The sequence below is a fragment of the Luteibacter sp. 9133 genome (genome assembly GCF_000800155.1).
Lineage (GTDB): Bacteria > Pseudomonadota > Gammaproteobacteria > Xanthomonadales > Rhodanobacteraceae > Luteibacter > Luteibacter mycovicinus.
Genome location: NZ_JUHO01000001.1, coordinates 354,137 through 371,529, shown reverse-complemented (window position 1 = coordinate 371,529; position 17,393 = coordinate 354,137). Strand labels below are relative to the sequence as shown.

The 17,393-nt window shown below is 67.4% G+C and carries 13 protein-coding genes; 4 read left to right on the top strand and 9 right to left on the bottom strand.

What is annotated here, in order from left to right:
• Positions 1-11 precede the first annotated feature (11 nt).
• Entirely contained in the window at positions 12-1,067 is a 1,056-nt protein-coding gene (gene rsgA / locus FA87_RS01365) for a ribosome small subunit-dependent GTPase A (RefSeq protein WP_036116442.1), read from the bottom strand.
• 118 nt (positions 1,068-1,185) lie between these two features.
• Between rsgA and FA87_RS01360 the strand changes: the two genes are divergently transcribed.
• The 4 genes from FA87_RS01360 (at position 1,186) to grxD (ending at position 5,094) form a co-directional block, all read left to right on the top strand.
• A complete protein-coding gene (locus tag FA87_RS01360) occupies positions 1,186-2,430 on the top strand; it encodes an aminotransferase class I/II-fold pyridoxal phosphate-dependent enzyme (RefSeq protein ID WP_043691879.1) in 1,245 nt (414 codons plus the stop codon).
• Positions 2,431-2,433: 3 nt separating this feature from the next.
• Positions 2,434-3,048, top strand: coding sequence for an SGNH/GDSL hydrolase family protein (locus FA87_RS01355; protein WP_043691876.1), 615 nt, complete (start codon positions 2,434-2,436; stop codon positions 3,046-3,048).
• A gap of 182 nt (positions 3,049-3,230) precedes the next feature.
• A complete protein-coding gene (locus FA87_RS01350; RefSeq protein WP_043691874.1) occupies positions 3,231-4,100 on the top strand; it encodes a UDP-2,3-diacylglucosamine diphosphatase in 870 nt (289 codons plus the stop codon).
• A 70-nt stretch (positions 4,101-4,170) separates the two neighbouring features.
• On the top strand, positions 4,171-5,094 hold the full coding sequence (gene grxD, locus FA87_RS01345; RefSeq protein WP_036116451.1) for a Grx4 family monothiol glutaredoxin: 924 nt from the start codon (positions 4,171-4,173) through the stop codon (positions 5,092-5,094).
• A gap of 121 nt (positions 5,095-5,215) precedes the next feature.
• Here grxD and FA87_RS01340 read toward each other — a convergent pair whose 3' ends face one another.
• The 8 genes from FA87_RS01340 to cbiB form a co-directional block, all read right to left on the bottom strand.
• A complete protein-coding gene (locus tag FA87_RS01340) occupies positions 5,216-10,858 on the bottom strand; it encodes an autotransporter-associated beta strand repeat-containing protein (protein ID WP_043691872.1) in 5,643 nt (1,880 codons plus the stop codon).
• Between the two features lie 394 nt (positions 10,859-11,252).
• On the bottom strand, positions 11,253-11,969 hold the full coding sequence (locus FA87_RS01335) for an adenosylcobinamide-GDP ribazoletransferase (RefSeq protein WP_275041262.1): 717 nt from the start codon (positions 11,967-11,969) through the stop codon (positions 11,253-11,255).
• Positions 11,969-12,508, bottom strand: a complete 540-nt coding sequence (locus FA87_RS01330; RefSeq protein ID WP_036116455.1) for a histidine phosphatase family protein — start codon at positions 12,506-12,508, stop codon at positions 11,969-11,971. The genes FA87_RS01335 and FA87_RS01330 overlap by 1 nt, the downstream gene beginning before the upstream one ends.
• Positions 12,505-13,548 (bottom strand): nicotinate-nucleotide--dimethylbenzimidazole phosphoribosyltransferase, encoded by a 1,044-nt coding sequence (cobT, locus tag FA87_RS01325; RefSeq protein WP_043691866.1) that lies wholly within the window; start codon positions 13,546-13,548, stop codon positions 12,505-12,507. Before cobT ends, FA87_RS01330 begins: the two co-directional genes overlap by 4 nt.
• A complete protein-coding gene (cobU, locus tag FA87_RS01320) occupies positions 13,545-14,066 on the bottom strand; it encodes a bifunctional adenosylcobinamide kinase/adenosylcobinamide-phosphate guanylyltransferase (RefSeq protein WP_043691864.1) in 522 nt (173 codons plus the stop codon). The genes cobT and cobU overlap by 4 nt, the downstream gene beginning before the upstream one ends.
• Positions 14,054-15,526 carry a cobyric acid synthase gene (locus FA87_RS01315; RefSeq protein ID WP_043691861.1) on the bottom strand — a complete coding sequence of 491 codons (1,473 nt, stop codon included), beginning with the start codon at positions 15,524-15,526 and terminating at the stop codon, positions 14,054-14,056. Before FA87_RS01315 ends, cobU begins: the two co-directional genes overlap by 13 nt.
• The gene (gene cobD, locus FA87_RS01310) at positions 15,523-16,503 is read right to left on the bottom strand and encodes a threonine-phosphate decarboxylase CobD (protein ID WP_043691858.1); all 981 of its coding nucleotides are present in this window, start codon (positions 16,501-16,503) and stop codon (positions 15,523-15,525) included. Before cobD ends, FA87_RS01315 begins: the two co-directional genes overlap by 4 nt.
• Positions 16,496-17,386, bottom strand: a complete 891-nt coding sequence (gene cbiB / locus FA87_RS01305) for an adenosylcobinamide-phosphate synthase CbiB (protein WP_052191478.1) — start codon at positions 17,384-17,386, stop codon at positions 16,496-16,498. The genes cobD and cbiB overlap by 8 nt, the downstream gene beginning before the upstream one ends.
• Between the last annotated feature and the right edge of the window lie 7 nt (positions 17,387-17,393).

The following is a 17,393-nucleotide window of genomic DNA, read 5'->3' as shown; positions in this document are numbered from 1 at the left end:
GAAAGTAAGTGTTAGTCGTCTCCGCGTCGCCACTCGCCGCGTTTCGGTTTACCGGCGGGGCGCGGACCCGCCTTGCGCTTCAGGCGTGCTTCGAGGGTCGCCGCCTGCTCTTCGCGCTCGTCGTGCAGCTTGAGAAAATTGCGCCAGCGTTGCGGCGACAGCTCGCCGGAAGCGAGCGCGGCCTGGATCGCGCAACCCGGTTCGTTGCTGTGTCCGCAGTCGGCAAAGCGGCACTGCGCGGAAAGCGCTTCGATGTCGGCGAACAGGTCGAGGTTTTCCTCGCCGGTCAGCTTCAGTTCGCGCATGCCGGGCGTATCGATCAGGCAACCGCCGCTGGGCAGGCTGAGCAGCGCACGGTGCGTCGTGGTGTGCCGGCCGCGGCTGTCGTGCGAGCGTACCGCGCCTGTGGCCATACGTTCTTCGCCCAGCAAGGTGTTGGTGAGCGTCGACTTGCCCGCTCCCGACGAGCCGACGAGGACCGCGCTGGAGCCCGGCCCGAGGTAGGACGCAAGCAAGGCCACCGTCGCGGGATCCTTCGCGTTGATCGCATGCACCGCCGCTTCGGCGGGCAGGCGCGCGGCGAGAGCGGCGACCGCTCCCTCGACGTCCACGTCGGTATCCGCCTTGCTGAGCAGGACGACCGGACGCGCCCCGGAACCCTCGACCAGGGTCAGGTAGCGCTCGATGCGCGACGGGTTGAAGTCGCCGTCGAGGCCGGTGATGACGAGAACGTAGTCGATGTTGGTCGCGATGATCTGCCGCTCGTATCGCTCGCCCGCGGCGGCACGGGTCAGGACGGAACGGCGCGGCAGCACCTCCTCGATCACCGGGTGGCTGGCGTGGTCGAGGAAGACGAAGTCGCCGACCGCCGGGCGAAGCGACGGGTCCAGCCCCCTTTTCAGAAACTGGCCGGCAGGCTGCGCGTTGAAGGCCGAGGAGCCGTCATGCAGCTCGTAACCGGCGCGATGCTGGGCCACGACGCGGGCAAGGCGGCGGGAATCGTCGGGCAAGGCGGGGTCGCGCCAGCCGATATGGCGCAGGCGCGCCAGGTCCGGGGTGTCGGTCATGGGCGGGATTATGCCCGCTTATCGCCCGAAATCCGCCTCGCGACGCCGCCGCGACGCTGTTAGGATCGGGTGACGACGGCGGGAAACGGCCCGCCGTACTTACCGGAAGTCGTCAGAAGTGTCCTCGATCAAGCCCAGCGCGCACCTGGCGGAAGTGCGCTACGAAATCCGCGGCGCCCTCACCCGGCGCGCCCGCGACATGGAAGCGGCCGGCCAGCCGATCATCAAACTGAACATCGGTAACCCGGGCCGCTATGGTTTTTCCACGCCCCCGCATCTGCGCGAAGCCATCGGCGCCCATCTGACCGACAGCGAGGCCTACGGGCACGAGCAGGGTCTGGAGGAAGCCCGCGAGGCCATCGTGGCCCAGCAGAAAGCGCGTGGTTCGTTCGGCGTGGACGTGGAGCGCGTGTTCATCGGCAACGGCGTCAGCGAACTCATCGACATCTCCCTGCGCGCACTCCTGCAGCCGGGCGACGAGGTGCTCCTGCCCAGCCCGGATTACCCGCTGTGGAGCGCCGCCACGATCCTCAACGACGGCAGCCCCCGCTACTACCGCTGCCTGGCCGAGAACGCGCACCTGCCCGATCCGGAAGAGATCGAGGCCCTGATCGGACCGCGCACGCGCGCCCTGGTCCTGATCAATCCGAACAATCCCACCGGCGCCGTGTATCCCGGGGCCTTGCTCGAGCGCATCGTCGACGTCGCCCGCCGCCATGGCCTGCTGTTGCTGTGCGACGAGATCTACGACGAAATCCTCTACGACGACACGCCCTTCCAGCCACTGGCGGCCGTGGCCGGCGATCACCCCTGCGTCAGCTTCGGCGGTCTGTCGAAAGTGCACCGTGCCTGCGGCTACCGGGTCGGCTGGATGAGCCTGTCAGGCGACCCGAAGCGCACCGCGGAATACCGCGACGCATTGCAGCTGCTAGCCGCGCTACGCCTTTGTGCGAACGTCACCGCGCAGTGGGCCGTGCGTCCCGCGCTGCTCGACAAGCCGACCATCGGTGAACTCACCGCGCCGGGCGGCCGCCTGCACCGCGCGCGTCAGGTGGTGCTCGACAGCGTCGCCGCCAGCCCGTTCCTGGATGTCGTGGCACCGGGCGGAGCGATCTACGCGTTTCCGCAGATCCGCGCCGACGCCATCGCGCATTTCGACGACACGGCGTTCGCGCTGCGCCTTCTCGAACAGGAAAGCGTGCTGGTCGTGCCCGGCACCAGCTTCAATCTTTCCGCCAGCCGGCACCTGCGTCTCACGCTGCTGCCCGAGCCGACGCAGTTGCAGGAGGTGTTCGTGCGGATGAACCGCGTGCTGGAGCGGATGGCCGAGGAAGCCGCACCGGTCGCGACCGCGGTCGCCTGAGCCGTGGCGGAAGCGAGCTTCCTCGCCCTCGGCGATTCGTACACGATCGGCGAGGGCGTGCCCGAAGACGGTCGCTGGCCGGTGCAGCTGGTTGCCCGGCTGCGCGAGCATGGTGTGGCCGTGGCTGCGCCAAAAATCGTCGCCACTACCGGCTGGACGACGGACGAGCTGTCGTCGGCGATGGATGTCGCCGGACTGCACGGCAAGTACGGGCTGGTGACCCTGCTGATCGGGGTCAACAACCAGTACCGCGGGCGCTCATCGGTCGAATATCGCGAGCAGTTTCTTGCTCTGCTCGAACGCGCGGGCAAGCTCGCCGGCGACTCGCGCCGCGTGGTGGTCGTGTCGATTCCCGACTGGGGCGTGACGGCGTTTGCCGAGGGGCGGGATCGCGCGGCGATCGGGCGTGAGATCGATGCGTTCAATGCCATTGCGCGTGACGAAACGCATCGTGCGCATGCGCGCTGGGTGGATGTGACGGCCGCTTCGCGCGAGGCCGGCGCGAAGCCGGACATGCTCGTGGATGATGGCCTTCATCCTTCCGCCAGGCAGTACGGGATGTGGGTGGAGCGGATTTTTCCGCAGGCGCTCGCGGCCGTCCGCGAACTGCCAGGCTGATCGTCGGCAGGCCGCCTCCCGCCAGGCCACTCCCAACCGGCCACCGCAACCCGGAGGGAACCTGCCCGCCGCGATGCATGCCCCGGATGCCCACCCGCAACACTCCTGCAACACCCACGCCATGCCCCGGTTACCTCCCGGCCCGAGACTGATCTCCCGGGACAACCCCGGAAATCGCCGCCATGGCCAAGTTCACGTGTCGCGCCGCCTTCATTTCCGACGTGCATCTGGGTACGCCGGACTGCAAGGCCGCTTATCTCCTCGATTTCCTGAAGAGCCTCGACTGCGAGCGCCTCTACCTCGTCGGCGACATCGTCGACCTGGAAGCGCTGGCCAAACGCCACTGGTGGCACCCGGATCACAGCGCGGTGATCGCCGAGCTGATCGCGATGGCGGCACGAGGCATCCAGGTGACCTACCTTCCTGGCAACCACGACTACCAGATGCGCGGCCTCGCCGGCTCGACCATCGCCGGGATCCGGGTCGAGCTGGACGCCGTCCATGACGGTGCGGATGGCCGCCGCTACCGCGTCAGCCACGGCGACGAATACGATCCCGAACACATCGGCCGCAAGTGGATCAACTGGCTGGGCGACACCCTGCACCGCTTCATCTGCTGGGCCAACCGCCGCGTGCATGCGGTGCGCAAGCGTCTCGAACTGCCGTACATGCCGCTGTCGATCATCCTCAAGTCACACGTCGGTGCCGCACTGGCCTATATCCGCGACTACGAACAACGCGTCGCCACCGATGCCCGCGAGCGCGGATTCGACGGGCATATCTGCGGGCACATCCACTTCGGCCACATCCGTCCGCTGGAAGGCGTGCTCTACATGAACGACGGCGACTGGGTCGAGCACTGCACCGCCCTGGTTGAGGACTTCAGCGGCGCGATGGAGCTGATTCACTGGACCGAGCGCCGCACGCCGCTGGGTCGCGCCAGCCGTGAGACGGTACTGCCCTCGCCCGAGGCCGTTCTGGGGTTCGCTCCGCTCGCCGATTGCCGGGCCAATCTGGCGGAGTTGCGGGCGGAAACGTCACTAGCAGGTTGAAAGTCACGAGAACGGGCCCATGTGCGAGGGATGCCGGTAAAATGGCCCCTTTCCTATCCGCGGTGACCCCATGGCCCTCGATACACCCACTCGCGAGCGCATCGAATCCCTCCTTTCCGAGCACGAGGTCGTGCTGTTCATGAAGGGAACGCGCCAGCAGCCGATGTGCGGTTTCTCCGCCGCGGCGACCAACACGCTCAACGACATCATCCCGACCTACCACACCGTCAACGTGCTGGAAGACCCGGAAATCCGCGAGGGCATCAAGGAGTACGGCCAGTGGCCGACGATCCCGCAGCTCTACGTCAAGGGTGAGCTGGTCGGCGGTTCGGACATCATCCGTCAGATGTACACCAGCGGCGAGCTGTACACGCTGTTCGGCGCCAGCGCGCCGGACCGTACCCCGCCGGAAATCACCATTACCGACAAGGCCGCCGAAGCCATTCGTGGCGGCATGGCCAATGCCCAGGGCCAGGCCCTGCATCTGGAAATCGGCCCGGACCACAGCGCCGGCTTCCAGCTGGCTCCGGCTGGCGACCACGACATCGTCGTCGTCGCCAGCGGTATCGAAGTGCACTTCGATCCGGGCAGCGCCCAGCGGGCCAAGGGCATCGTGATCGACTGGGTCAGCACCGTCCAGGGCGAAGGCCTCAGCCTCAAGTTCCCGGGTGCGGTCGAGATCACGTCGATCACCGTGCATCAGCTGAAGGACAAGCTCGCCGCGGGCGAGGTCATCCTCGTCGACGTGCGCCCGGCGCACGGTCGCGCCATGGCGGCCCCGCTGGCCGGCGCGCGCATTCTGGAAGACGAGGGCTACGAAGCCTTCGCCGCTCTGCCCAAGGACACGGCCATCGCCTTCATCTGCCACCACGGCATTTCCAGCCAGGCGGCGGCCGAGCGTCTGGCGGCGCACGGCTTCACCCACCTGTTCAATGTGGAAGGCGGCATGGATGCATGGGCTCGCGAGATCGACCCGACGGTTCCGCGTTACTGATCGCGTTCGACAGCGAAGAAAAAGGCGCCCCTCTCGCGAGGGGCGCCTTTTTCTTTAGGTACCCGCCGCAGCGAGCTTTTTACACGCGCTGCGAGCGGGCTTTTTCCCCGGATGCGTCGCCTCAGAAGGCGACGCGCACACCGGCAGTCACACCGTATGCCGTCCGGCCCGAACCCTGTTCGGCGGTGAGGCCGCCGTAGAGGTAGGTGTTGCGGGCAAGGCGCATCGTACCGTTCGCGTTGAACTGCACGAAACCGCGGCCCGCATCCGGCGCCTTGGTTTCGAACTGTTCGCCGGCGAGCTGGGCACGTACCGTCGGATCGAGCAGCTTGCCCGAATCCACGCCGCCGGCGACACCGACGCGCCAGGTCAGCTCGGAGGCGAGCGGATCGTTCGCGTTCGAGCCGGCGGTCACGCCCACGAGGGCACGGGTGCCGGTCACGGACAGCTTGTCCAGCGACAGCGCCGCCGGCGACGTGCCCGTCTCGTTCACCGCATCACGTTCCACCTTCTGCCAGATCACACCGGCATACGGCTCGATGCGCAGGCCACCGGCATTCATCGGAAGGCGCGCCGTGAGGCTGGCCATCGTGTCATGACCATCCGTGCGCGTCTCGAGCGAACCATTGCCGAACGGATCCATGCGACGGCTCGACCAGTCGTCCGAACCGTAGGACACGACACCGTCGACGATGACGGCACCGGCCTTCTGCTGGGCGTAGATCAGGCCGGCGTTGCCGCGGATGGTGCCCTGGCCGCCGGTGGCGATGATGTTGCTCTCGCCATGCGACGCACCCACACCGATGACCGTGGTGTCGTTCGTGAATACGTCTACGCCCGCGGTGACGTGGCTGGTGCTGGCGTTGTAGCCGGAGCCCTGGTTGTCGGCGACAAAGCGCTGGCCGTCCTGGGTCACGTTTGCCCAGACCTTGTTGGCCGGATTGGTCGTGTCGGTGCCCAGGTGATCGAAGGCATCGCGGTTGAGCGCCAGACCCATGCCGCGTGCGGCGGCCGCCTGGTCGGCGTGCACTTCACCGGCCATCGCCTTGACGGTGTCGGCGATGCGACCGGTATCGAGCGCACCGATGGCGTTGACGACAGCGGTATAGGCCGCGCCGTTGCCGGCGATCTGCGCATCCACCGCGCGGTCCAGCGCACCGGCCAGCGCCAGCGTATTGCGCGTGGTACCCGTGCCGAGGAACTCGCTGTACGCCTTCGGCACGACGCGCAGGTCGATGCTGTTGCTGTTGGCGAGGTTGTAGAAGGCCAGGAAGCGCGTGTTCGCGGGCAGGCCGACGCTCGGCTGGTCGAGGCTGCTGAAGCGGCCGACGATGCCGCCTTCGGCGGTGACGATACGGTAGGTATCGCCCAGCGTCGGCGTGAAGGTATTGCTCGCGTCACCGGTGATGCCGCGGAGCAGCGGTGCCAGCGTGCCATTGGCGATGAACTGATGACCCGCGCCTACCACGAGCAAACGGGAGTAGTTGCCTGCGCCCGTGCCGGTTCCCTTGCCATCGATGTCAGCTTCGAAGGTGCTGCCCGCATTCATCGTCACCGTACCGTTGACGGTCAGCGTACCCGGCGAGTTACCCGGTGCCAGGCGGCCTGTCACGTTGACGGGACCGTTGATGACACCGACGCCACGCAGCGTGCCGATCGCGTCGACATTGACGAAGCTGCTGTTGAGCGTGCCGTTCGCGCGGAGGGTACCGTTCTGCACGCAGGTACCCTGGTCGAGCGACGCCTTGCCGGTGAGGCTCAGTGCACCGGCGCCGCTCTTGATGAAGCAACCCGAGGCGCCACTGGTATTGATGTCGCCCGACAGCACGGTGGTGGTGCCGGCGGAGACATTCACGCCTGAGTTGCCGCTGACCAGGACCGTCTGACCCGTACCGAGGGTCGCATAGGTCTGCAGCGTGCCACCTTGCAGGATGATGTCGCCGGTGCCGAGCGACGAACCGCTGTCGATGCGGATGGTGCCGCCGTTGACCAGTGTGCCGCCCGTGAAGCTGTTGTTGCCGCTGACGATCAGCGTGCCGCCACCGAGCTTGGTCAGCGTGCCGTTGCCCGAGATGCTGCCCGTCTGGCTGAGCGTGGCCCCGGTGTCCGTGGTGATCGAGCCGCCGCCGTTGTCGATGACGATGTTGCGCGCGGTGGTGATGCTCGAGGTCACCGTCAGGTTGCCGCCGTTGAGCGTGACGGCATTGGCGGCATTACCCAGGTTGGCATCGCTGGCGATGCTCAGCGTGCCGCCGTTGATCACGGTCCCGCCGGTGTAGGTGTTGTTGCCCGAGAGCACCAGCGTGCCTTCGTTGACGGTCGTGCCGCCGGTATGCGAGGCGACGCCGGTGATCGAGAGCGTACCTTCGCCGTTCTTGACCAGTCCGCCATTGCCGACAACTGCGCCCGCGGCGGTGAACGAGGTGCCGGCGTCGCTGACGACGGTGGCATTGCCGGCGAGGTTGAGCGTGCGCTGGGTGACGATGTTACCGGTGGTGTGCAGCGAGCCGCCGTTGAAGGTCAGGCCGGATGTCGATGCGCCGAGGTTGGTGTCGGACGCGATCTGCAGCGTGCCGGCGTCGATCGTGGTCGCACCCGTGTACGTGTTGTCGCCGCTGAGAATCAGGGTGCCGTCGCCCTTCTTCGTGACGCCACCGTTGCCGGAAACCGTACCCGATGTCGCGAAGCTCGCACCGGCATCCGTCGCGATGACCGCGTCGGCGTTCACCGTGACGGCGCGCGCACCGCTTACGTCGCCGGTGGCGTGCAGCGTGCCGCCGTTGAAGACCAGGGCGTCCGACGTATTGCCGAGGTTCGCGTCGCTACCGACCTGCAGCGTGCCGCCGTTGAGCGTGGTGCCGCCGGTGTAGCTGTTGTTGCCCGTCAGAACCAGCGTACCGTCGTTGATCGTGGTACCGCCGGTGTGCGACGCCGTGCCATCGATCTCGAGCGTGCCGCTGCCGTTCTTCACCAGACCGCCGTTGCCGCCGACGTTGCCCGTCGTGGCAAACGTGGCGCCCTGATCGATGGCGAACGCACCGCCGTTCACCGTGACGTTGCGGGCCGAAGCGACATCGCCCGTCGCCTGCAGCGTGCCACCGGCGAGCGTGATGGCGCCGGTTGCGGCACCGAGCGCCGCGTCGTTACCGATCCGCACCGTACCGCCGTTCACGGAGGTACCGCCGGCGTACGTGTTGGCGCCCCCGAGGACCAGGGTACCCGTGCCGGATGCCACCAGACCGCCCTGGCCCTGCACCGTGCCGTTGAGCGCTACCGTCTTCCCGCCGTCGACGACGAGGTCGGCATCGGAACCGGCGGTCGTATCGACCGTGCGCGCCGTCGCGGTATCGCCGGTCACGTGCAACTGGCCGCCCTGGAAGACGACATGGTTGGCGGCGTCACCGAGGTTGGCGTCGCTGGCGATCTGAAGCGTGCCGTCGTTGAGGGTGTTGGCACCCTCGTAGGTGTTGTTGCCCGACAGGATCAGCGTGCCGTCGTTGACCGTCACGCCACCGACCTGGCTGAGCGTGCCGGACATCGCGAGCGTGCCTTCGCCATTCTTGATCAAGGCTCCGGCACCGTTGACGGTACCCGAGGTGCTGAAGGTGGTTCCTGCGTCGACATCGACGCCGCCCGCACCGCCCGTTGTGACGTCGCGCGTGCTGGTGATGTCGGCGGTCGAGTGCAGGGTGCCGCCGAACAGGCCGATGGCGCCGCCCGCTGCGCCGAGATTGGCGTCGGAAGAGATCTGCAGGACGCCACCGTTGATCGCGGTGCCGCCGGTGTAGGTATTCGTTCCGGCAAGCACGATCGTGCCCGCGCCCTGCGTGTTCAATGTACCGCTGCCGGACACGACGCCCGTCGATGTGAGCGTGGTGCCCGTGCTGGCACCGAGGCTGCTACCCGCGCTGCCGACCGTCACGTCGCGCGCCGTGGCGAAGCTTCCGGTCGCGATCAGCGCGCCGCCGTCGAGATCGACCTGGTTCGCGGACGCGCCGAGGTTGTTATCGCGAGACACGAGGACGGTCGCACCGGTGTTGATGGTCGTGTCGCCGGTATAGGTATTGGTGCCGCCCAGGGAAAGCACGCCACCGTTCGCGGTCACGCCACCGGCCTGCGAGGCGACGCCGTCGACGATCAGGGTGCCGCCGCCGTTCTTGATCAGGCCACCGGTACCGCTGACGCTGCCGGTCGAGGTCAGCTGCTGACCGCCGTCCACCGCGATGGCGCCACCGGCCACGTGGATGTCGCGTGCCGTGCTACCCGTGCCGGTCGCTTCGAGCGTACCGCCGTTGAGGGTCAGGCTGCCCGCCGCGTCGCCGAGGTTGGCGTCGCTGGCAAAAGCGAGCGTGCCGTCGTTGACCGTGGTACCACCGCTGTAGGTGTTGCTGCCAGTCAGGACCTGCGTGTTGCTGCCATTCTTGATCAGGCCGCCGGTACCGGAAAGCACGCCGCCGTACGTGGTGGACGCGCCGTTGCCGCTGAGGGTCAGGGTCGTGCCTTCGAGATCGATACCGCCGTCGCCAGCAAGGCCTGCGACCGTCTGCGTGGCGTTGTTCATCGTCACGGCGGAGCCGGTGTCGACGTTCAGTATGCCGGTGCCGAGGTTCCCGCTGCTGGCGACGATCAGGTCGCCCCCGGCGACATGGGTGCCGCCGGTGTAGGTATTCGTGCCGGACAGCGTGAGCGTGCCCGTGCCCGTCTTGGTCAGCGAACCGGTGCCCGAGATGCTGTTCGAGACATCGGTATCGTAGGTCTGCAGGTCGAACGTGCCGCCGTTGGCGCCAAGCGTGACGTTGCGCCCGCTGTTCAGGTCGAAGTCCGCACCCCACTGCAGGCTGCCGCCATTGAACTTGAGGTCGTTGCTCGTATCGCCCAGGGCCGCATCGGACAGCACGTTGATCGCGCCACCGTTGAGGTCGATCTCGCCGACGGACGTGTTGTCGCCGCGCAGGTTGAGCGTGCCTTCGCCCTGCTTGATGAGCGCGCCGCGGCCATCCATCTCGCCGGTGAGCGTGAGGTTGTGACCGTTGGTGTCGAACGTGCCGTTATTGTTCGTGATGCTGACCATCTGGGTCATGGTGCCGTCGGCGGTGTTCTTCACCATGCCGCCGTCCATGATCAACGGATCGATCGCATACGTCTGGTCGACGACCTGGCCGGCCACCACGTGCGGTGCCGTGCTGAGGTCGGCATTGATGATCGTGATCGTGCTCGACAGGATCACGTTGTCGATCGGTGCCCAGACCTGGGTCGGGTTGGCGATGGGGATATAGGTGAAGGTGTAGGTACCGTGCACCAGGTTATTGAAGGTCACGCCCTGCCAGTTCGCGATCACCCGATTTGGCGTGCCGATGAGCTTGGTGCCGTCCGAGAAGAAGTTCGTGTCGCCGTCGACCAGGCCGGCGGGCTTGGTGCCGGTCAGGATGTTGAACGAGACGGTCTGGTCGAAGCCGGCCGTGGAGGTGAGGTGGAGCGAACCTTCCGTGTACGTCGCTTCGTCGGACTGATGGTACGTGCCGTAATAGAACGACAGCGAGTTGTTGCCCGAATTCGCGTAGCCGATGGACGTCGTGTGCGCGAAGGCGCCAGTCGTCCCGGCCAGGGCGAGAAGCACACCAGCCGCCAGACGGCCCCTGGTGGTGGCGATCGCGGAGCCGCCGCCGGTGGAGCGTGCGCCCTTGGCGCGCGAACGGCAAAGTTCAGAGGCGACCACGAACTGATTAAGTGCGCGATTCCATACGATGCGAAAAACTCTGTTCAAAACGGCGATCTCCTGAATTTTGGGTGCGACAGGCCGTCACGGTTCCGTGGAACTGCGCTAGGTAAAGACGGCTGGATGCCAATGCGGCGGCTTCCCCTGTACGGAGAAGGATCAGAGCAAAGTGTGTGCCAACACCAATGAGATGCAATTTCGGCAAGACGTGAAGAAAATGTGGCGACACATAACAGAAATGAGAACCTGTGCACAGATTCCATGTGTGACGACGTGTAGTGCCTCATCGCGGCACGATCTGTCGCGCTGCGTCACCCATCCGGCCAGCCACGCGGCATGCGCAGGCTCGCCCCGCCAGACCGGGCGGACCCGATCGATGCAGACTCGATGATTACCGGAGCGATCTACCTTTAGTGGACGCCGGGTGTCGTCGACAGTGGCGTCAGCGCGTCGCCACGAGCGCGAGTACGGTCGCCACTTCCACCATCTCCACCATCGCCCCGGCGGTATCGCCGGTGAAGCCGCCAAGGCGAATCACGCACGCGCGCCGCCAGCAGGCGCCGACGACGAGGCCGACGCCGATTGCGATGGCGCCCCGCGCGCCGAAGCAGGCGGCGACGGCCACCGCGATGAAGAATGACGCCCGGCAGCCGGTGGCCGAAGCGCCGCGCAAGGCATCGCCCATCCCGCCCTTGCGGACATACGGCGTGGTGAGAAACAGGCCGACCAGCGCCGCGCGCCCCAGCAGGGGCGGCAGCACCAGTAACAAGGGATCGGCCAGCGAGGCCAGCGCCGAGAATTTGAGCAACAGGACGAGCACCAGAGCGACGATGGCCGCCGGCCCGCTGCGCGGATCCTTCATGATCGTCAGGGTGCGTTCGCGATCGCCCATTCCGCCGATCCACGCGTCGGCGCTGTCGGCAAGGCCGTCCAGATGCAGGGCACCGGTGAGCGCGACCCAGAGCAGAAGCACGAGGGCGGCTCCCGGTAGCGTCGCCCATCGCTGCGCCACGAGGGCCAGCGCACTGAGCGCCAGACCGATCACCAGTCCCACAAAGGGGTACCACTTCAGCGAAGCGGCCTGCTCGCGCTCGTCCATCGACACGCGGGGCATCGGGATGCGCGTGAGGAAGGCGAACGCGGTCACGAGTCCGCGCACTACGGTGTCCAGGCGATGCGGTGCAGCGACGCGTGTGGAACGTCGATGCCCGCCATGTCACCGAAGCAGCGATGTTCAGCCACGCAACGCAGCAGGCGAATCGCACCGCCGTGGGTCACGACGAGCACGCGCGCATCGCTCGCCTCTACCGCGATGTCGTCGAGCGCCGCCGACAGTCGCTCGCGAAAGGCGTCGAATGTTTCCGCGCCCGGGGGCGGATGCATCACGGGGTCGGCCCAGAAGCGGCCGAGCGCATCGCCGTCCGTCTCCGCGATCGTCTCGACAGGCACGCCCTGCCAGTCGCCGAAGTGATATTCCACAAGCCGCGTATCGATGCGCAGCGGCAGACCGCGCCTTTCGGCCAGTTCGGTCGCGAAACGCGAGCAGCGCGCCATCGACGAGCAGACGATGCGGTCCCACTGATGGCCCAGCACCGCGTCGCGGAGTTGTTGCCAGCCCAGTTCGGTCAGGGGATCGTCAAGCTGCCCGCGATAGCTTCGCTGACCGGTGTCGCCATGGCGCAGCAGATCGATGCTCATGCCTCGGACACTCCGGCCTCGGCGAAGGTCGCCATCGAACCGTGCAGGGTGCAGGCCAGACGCAGCAGCGGGACGGCCAACGCGGCGCCACTGGCTTCGCCCAGCCGCAACTGCAGGTCGAGCAACGGCTCGCCACCCAGCGCGGCGAGCACGCGCGCGTGGCCGCGCTCCTGTGAGCGATGCGCAAACATCAGCCATGGGCGCACATCCGGGCGCAACGCGACGGCCGCGAGCGCGGCCACGGAGGTGATGAAGCCATCGACGAGCACCGGCATGCCATGCTGAGCCGCGGCGATGAAGGCGCCGGTCAAGGCGGCGATTTCGAAACCGCCCAGACAACGCAGGCATTCGAGCGGCGTGATGGCGGCGGCGTTGGCACGCAGCGCGCGCTCGATCGTCGCGGCCTTGCGTGCGATGCCCGCCTGGTCGAGTCCGGTGCCAGCGCCCACGAGCACATCGGGCGATTCACCCAGCAAGGCGCAGGCAAGCGCGCTGGCGACGGCCGTATTGCCGATACCCATGTCACCGCCGATGAAGACCTGCGCGTCGGCGGCGACCGCGCGCTCGACACTACGTACGCCGGTGATCAGCGCCGCGTCGAGCTGGTCATCCGTCATGGCCGGCCCCTCGGCGATATTCGCGGTCGACGGCGCGATGATTTCACGGCGTACGCCGGCGACGTCGCCCGGATCGTTGACCGTGCCGAGGCTGACGACATCGAGGGTGGCGTTGAGCGCCCTCGCCAGCACGGATATCGCGGCGCCGCCGAGCGCGAAGTTACGCAGCATCTCGCCGGTGACCACCTGCGGGAACGCGGAGACACCTTCGACCGCCACGCCATGGTCACCGGCGAACACCGCGATCCAGACCACGTCGACGCGAGGACGCTCACGCCCCTGCAGCGCGGCGAGTTGTACGGCGAGCGATTCCAGTCTACCCAACGAGCCAGGCGGCTTGGTCAGCGTCGCCTGGCGCAAGGTCGCCGCCTCGGCGGCGGCGGCATCGGGGACCCGTGCGGGTGTGGCGAGCCAGTGCTTCATGGCAGGGTTCCTTTCAAAGCGAGGGGCAGGCCGGCGGCGGTAAACAACACGCGATCGCAGCGCTGGGCCAGTGACTGGTGAAGCCGACCGGCTTCGTCGACAAACCGGCGGCTCAGCGCGCCCATGGGAGTGAGACCCAGACCGACTTCATTGCTCACGAACAGAATGTCGCCCGGCAACGTCGCCACCGTGGCCAGCAGCGCCTCGTGCTCACTGCCGAAATGACGACCGTCGTCGATGCCCAGCAGATTGGACAGCCACAAGGTGAGGCAATCGACGAGTACGCAGCGATGCTCCGCCGCGTGCTCCCGAAGGACGCGGGCGAGCATCAGCGGCTCTTCCACGGAGGTCCACGACGCGGGCCGCCGTGCGCGGTGATGCGCGATGCGTTCGGCCATCTCCAGGTCGAGCGCCTGCGCGGTGGCCACGTACACCACATCGCGGCCGGACGCGCTGGCCAATCTCTCCGCCAGCGCACTCTTGCCGGAGCGGGCTCCGCCCAGAATCAGGGTCTGCATGCATCGAGTCCAAAAAGTCGGGTGAGTACCGCCGTATTCATATGCGCGTCTATCGTGTCGGCCAGGCGGTCGATCGTCGCCTCGCGTAACGCGCCGAGGTCGAAGGGCGCCGACCCATCGAGACCCGCGTGTCCCAGCCATGCGCGCAACGCATCCGGGTGATCGAACAGCCCGTGCAGGTAGGTGCCGATGACGCGTCCATCGTCGGAGCGCGCTCCGTCGTCGCGCCCGTCGTCCAGCACGACGGCGGGACGCTTCATCCCCGCGCCGGTGCTTACACCGCAGTGAATCTCGTAACCGATGACGGTGGCATCGCTGCCACTCACCTGGCCGCTGACGATGCGCAACTGTTTGGCGGGCGCCAGTGTCGTTTCGAGGTCGAGCAGGCCGAGCCCGCTGCTGGAACCCGCGGCCCCTTCGACGCCAAGCGGGTCGTGCACCGCGTGGCCGAGCATCTGCATACCGCCGCAGATGCCGATGACGTGGCCGCCGTAACGGACGTGCCGGAGGATGGCCCGGTCCCAGCCCTGAGACCGCAGCCATGCCAGATCCGCGCGGGTGGACTTCGATCCGGGCAGGACGATCAGGTCGCATGCCGGAAAGCTCTCGCCCGGACCGACGAAGACACATGCCACATCGGGATGCAGGCGCAGCGCGTCCAGATCGGTGTGATTGCTGATCCGTGGAAGCGCGGGCACGGCCACACGCAGGCGCGCGTGCTCGCGACGCACCCGGTCCCGCGGCAAGGCGTCTTCGGCTTCCAGCACCATGCCGTGAAGATAGGGCAGGACGCCCAGTACCGGCTTGCCTGTTTCACGCTCCAGCCAGTCGAGACCGGGCTGGAGCAGCGCGATATCGCCGCGAAAGCGATTGATGACGAAGCCCGCCACGCGGTTACGCTCGCTCTCCGACAGCAAAGCCAGCGTGCCGACGAGATGGGCGAAGACGCCACCACGATCGATGTCGGCCACCAGAATGACAGGACAGTCGACCGCCTCGGCGTACCCCATATTGGCGATATCGCGATCGCGCAGGTTGATCTCGGCCGGGCTCCCGGCACCTTCGACAACGATCGCCGCATAGGCGTCGGCGAGTCGCGCATGCGATGCGAGCACCGCGTCCATCGCGACACGCTTGTACGCGTGATAACCGACGGCGTCCATGTTGCCGACGGGGTGTCCGTGGACGATCACCTGCGCACCGGTGTCGCTGTTCGGCTTGAGCAGGACGGGGTTGAAATCGGTATGCGGCATGACGCCCGCCGCCTGCGCCTGCACCGCCTGTGCGCGACCGATCTCGCCGCCATCGACCGTGACGGCGGAATTCAATGCCATGTTCTGCGGCTTGAACGGCGCGACCGCGACACCGCGACGGCGCAGCCAGCGGCACAGCGCGGCGACGACGGTGCTCTTGCCCGCGTCGGACGTGCAACCCTGCACCATGAGTACGCGCGCGCTCAAGCCAGCACCTCGGCCAGTGCCACATCGAGGCGCTCGAAACCGGCCTCATCGCCTGGCAGGCCGAAACGCAGCGCCGGCGGATCGTCGAAGCGGCGGGTAAGGATGGCACGCGCCGCGAGGGTGTCGTGGAGACGAGCGGCGTCGGGATGGCGACAATACTGAAAGAGATCGCAGCCACCATCGGGACGCAGTCCGTGCTCCGTCAGCAACGCAACCAGCCGCGCACTGTCTTCGCGCAGCCGCGCGCGCATCGTGATCTGCCAGTCGACGTCGGTCAGCGCCGCCTTCACGACGTGGCGCGTCGGCCCGCTCAGCGTCCACGGCCCCAGACATTCACGCAGTGCCTCCAGCAGGCCCGGCGACGACGCGACAAACCCCGCGCGCACGCCGGCGAGGCCGAAGAACTTACCCACCGAGCGCAAGACGATCAGACCGTCGCATGCCGCTGCGCACAGCGTGCCGTCCGGTCGCGTGTCGACGAACGCCTCGTCGACGATCAACCAGCCACCGCGCGACGCGAGCGATGCGTGCAGTGCGAGCAGCGCCTCGCGACGGAACCGGTCGCCGCCAGGGTTATTGGGATGAATGAGCACGATCACGTCGAAGTCGGCGGCGCGTTCGAACAATGCATCCGCCGGACACTCGCGGACGTCGTGACCGTGTTGCCGCCACGCATGCGCATGCTCGTTGTAGCCCGGCGAGATCACGCCCACACGCGAGCGTGACCGCATGCGCGGCAACGCCATGATCGCCGCCTGCGAGCCGGGAACGGCCAGAAGATGCGGCGCCGCGTAGTAGGCGCGGGCCGCGCGCATGAGCCCGTCGTCGTCCTCGGGCAACCGGTGCCACGCCTCGGCCGGTACGGCAGGCACGGGATAGGCATACGGGCTGATACCCGTCGACAGATCGAGCCAGTGCTCGCGCGGGATGCCGTGCTGTGTCACCGCACGAGCCAGACGTCCGCCGTGCTCAAGCATGAGCGGCTACTCCAGCCACGAGTGCGAGACCGATCCAGATCGCTACGCCCCGATCGACGAGACGCAGGGCGCGTCGTATCGAGGTGGCGTCGGGCGCATCCCCGGTACCGAGGACAGGACGGTCTTCCCACTGACCGTGGTACGGCGCGGGCCCACCCAGTCGCACGTTCAGCGCGCCCGCACCGGCGGCCATCACCGGGCCGGCATTGGGGCTGTCCCACAACGGTGCCTGCGTCGCCCAGCAACGACGTGCCGTCGTGAATTCGCCCGCCAGTGCATATGTCAGCGCGGTGAGCCTTGCGGGGATGAACCCGAGCACGTCGTCGATACGCGCCGCCGCCCAGCCGAAGCGCAGGTAGCGCGGCGTCCGGTAGCCCCACATCGCATCCAGCGTATTCGCCAGACGGAACAACAGCACGCCCGGCGCGCCCAGCAACAGAAACCAGAACAGCGCACCGAAGACGGCATCGTGTCCGTTCTCGAGGACGGATTCCGTCGCGGCGGCGGCCACACGCGAGGCATCCAGGGCCTCCGTATCGCGGCTGACCATGCGACCGACCGCCTGCCGCGCCGCACCGATATCGGCCGCGCTCAGCGCATCGGCGACGGGCAACGCGTGCTCCGCGAGGCTGCGCCGACCCACGGCGAGATACAGCACCACCGTATCGATGACAAACCCGGGCGCGGCGGGCATCCCGTATCGGATCAGCGCGAGCAGTCCGACCAGCGGAAGCACCGCCAGGCACCAGGCCAGGACGCCCCGGGGGCGGCGATCGGCATAAAGCTGTCGCTCGATCCATTGAGCGCGATGGCCGAAGCCGACCAGCGGATGCGCGCGTCGTGGCTCACCCCACCATGCATCGAGCAGCAGCGCCGCGAGCATCGCGAAG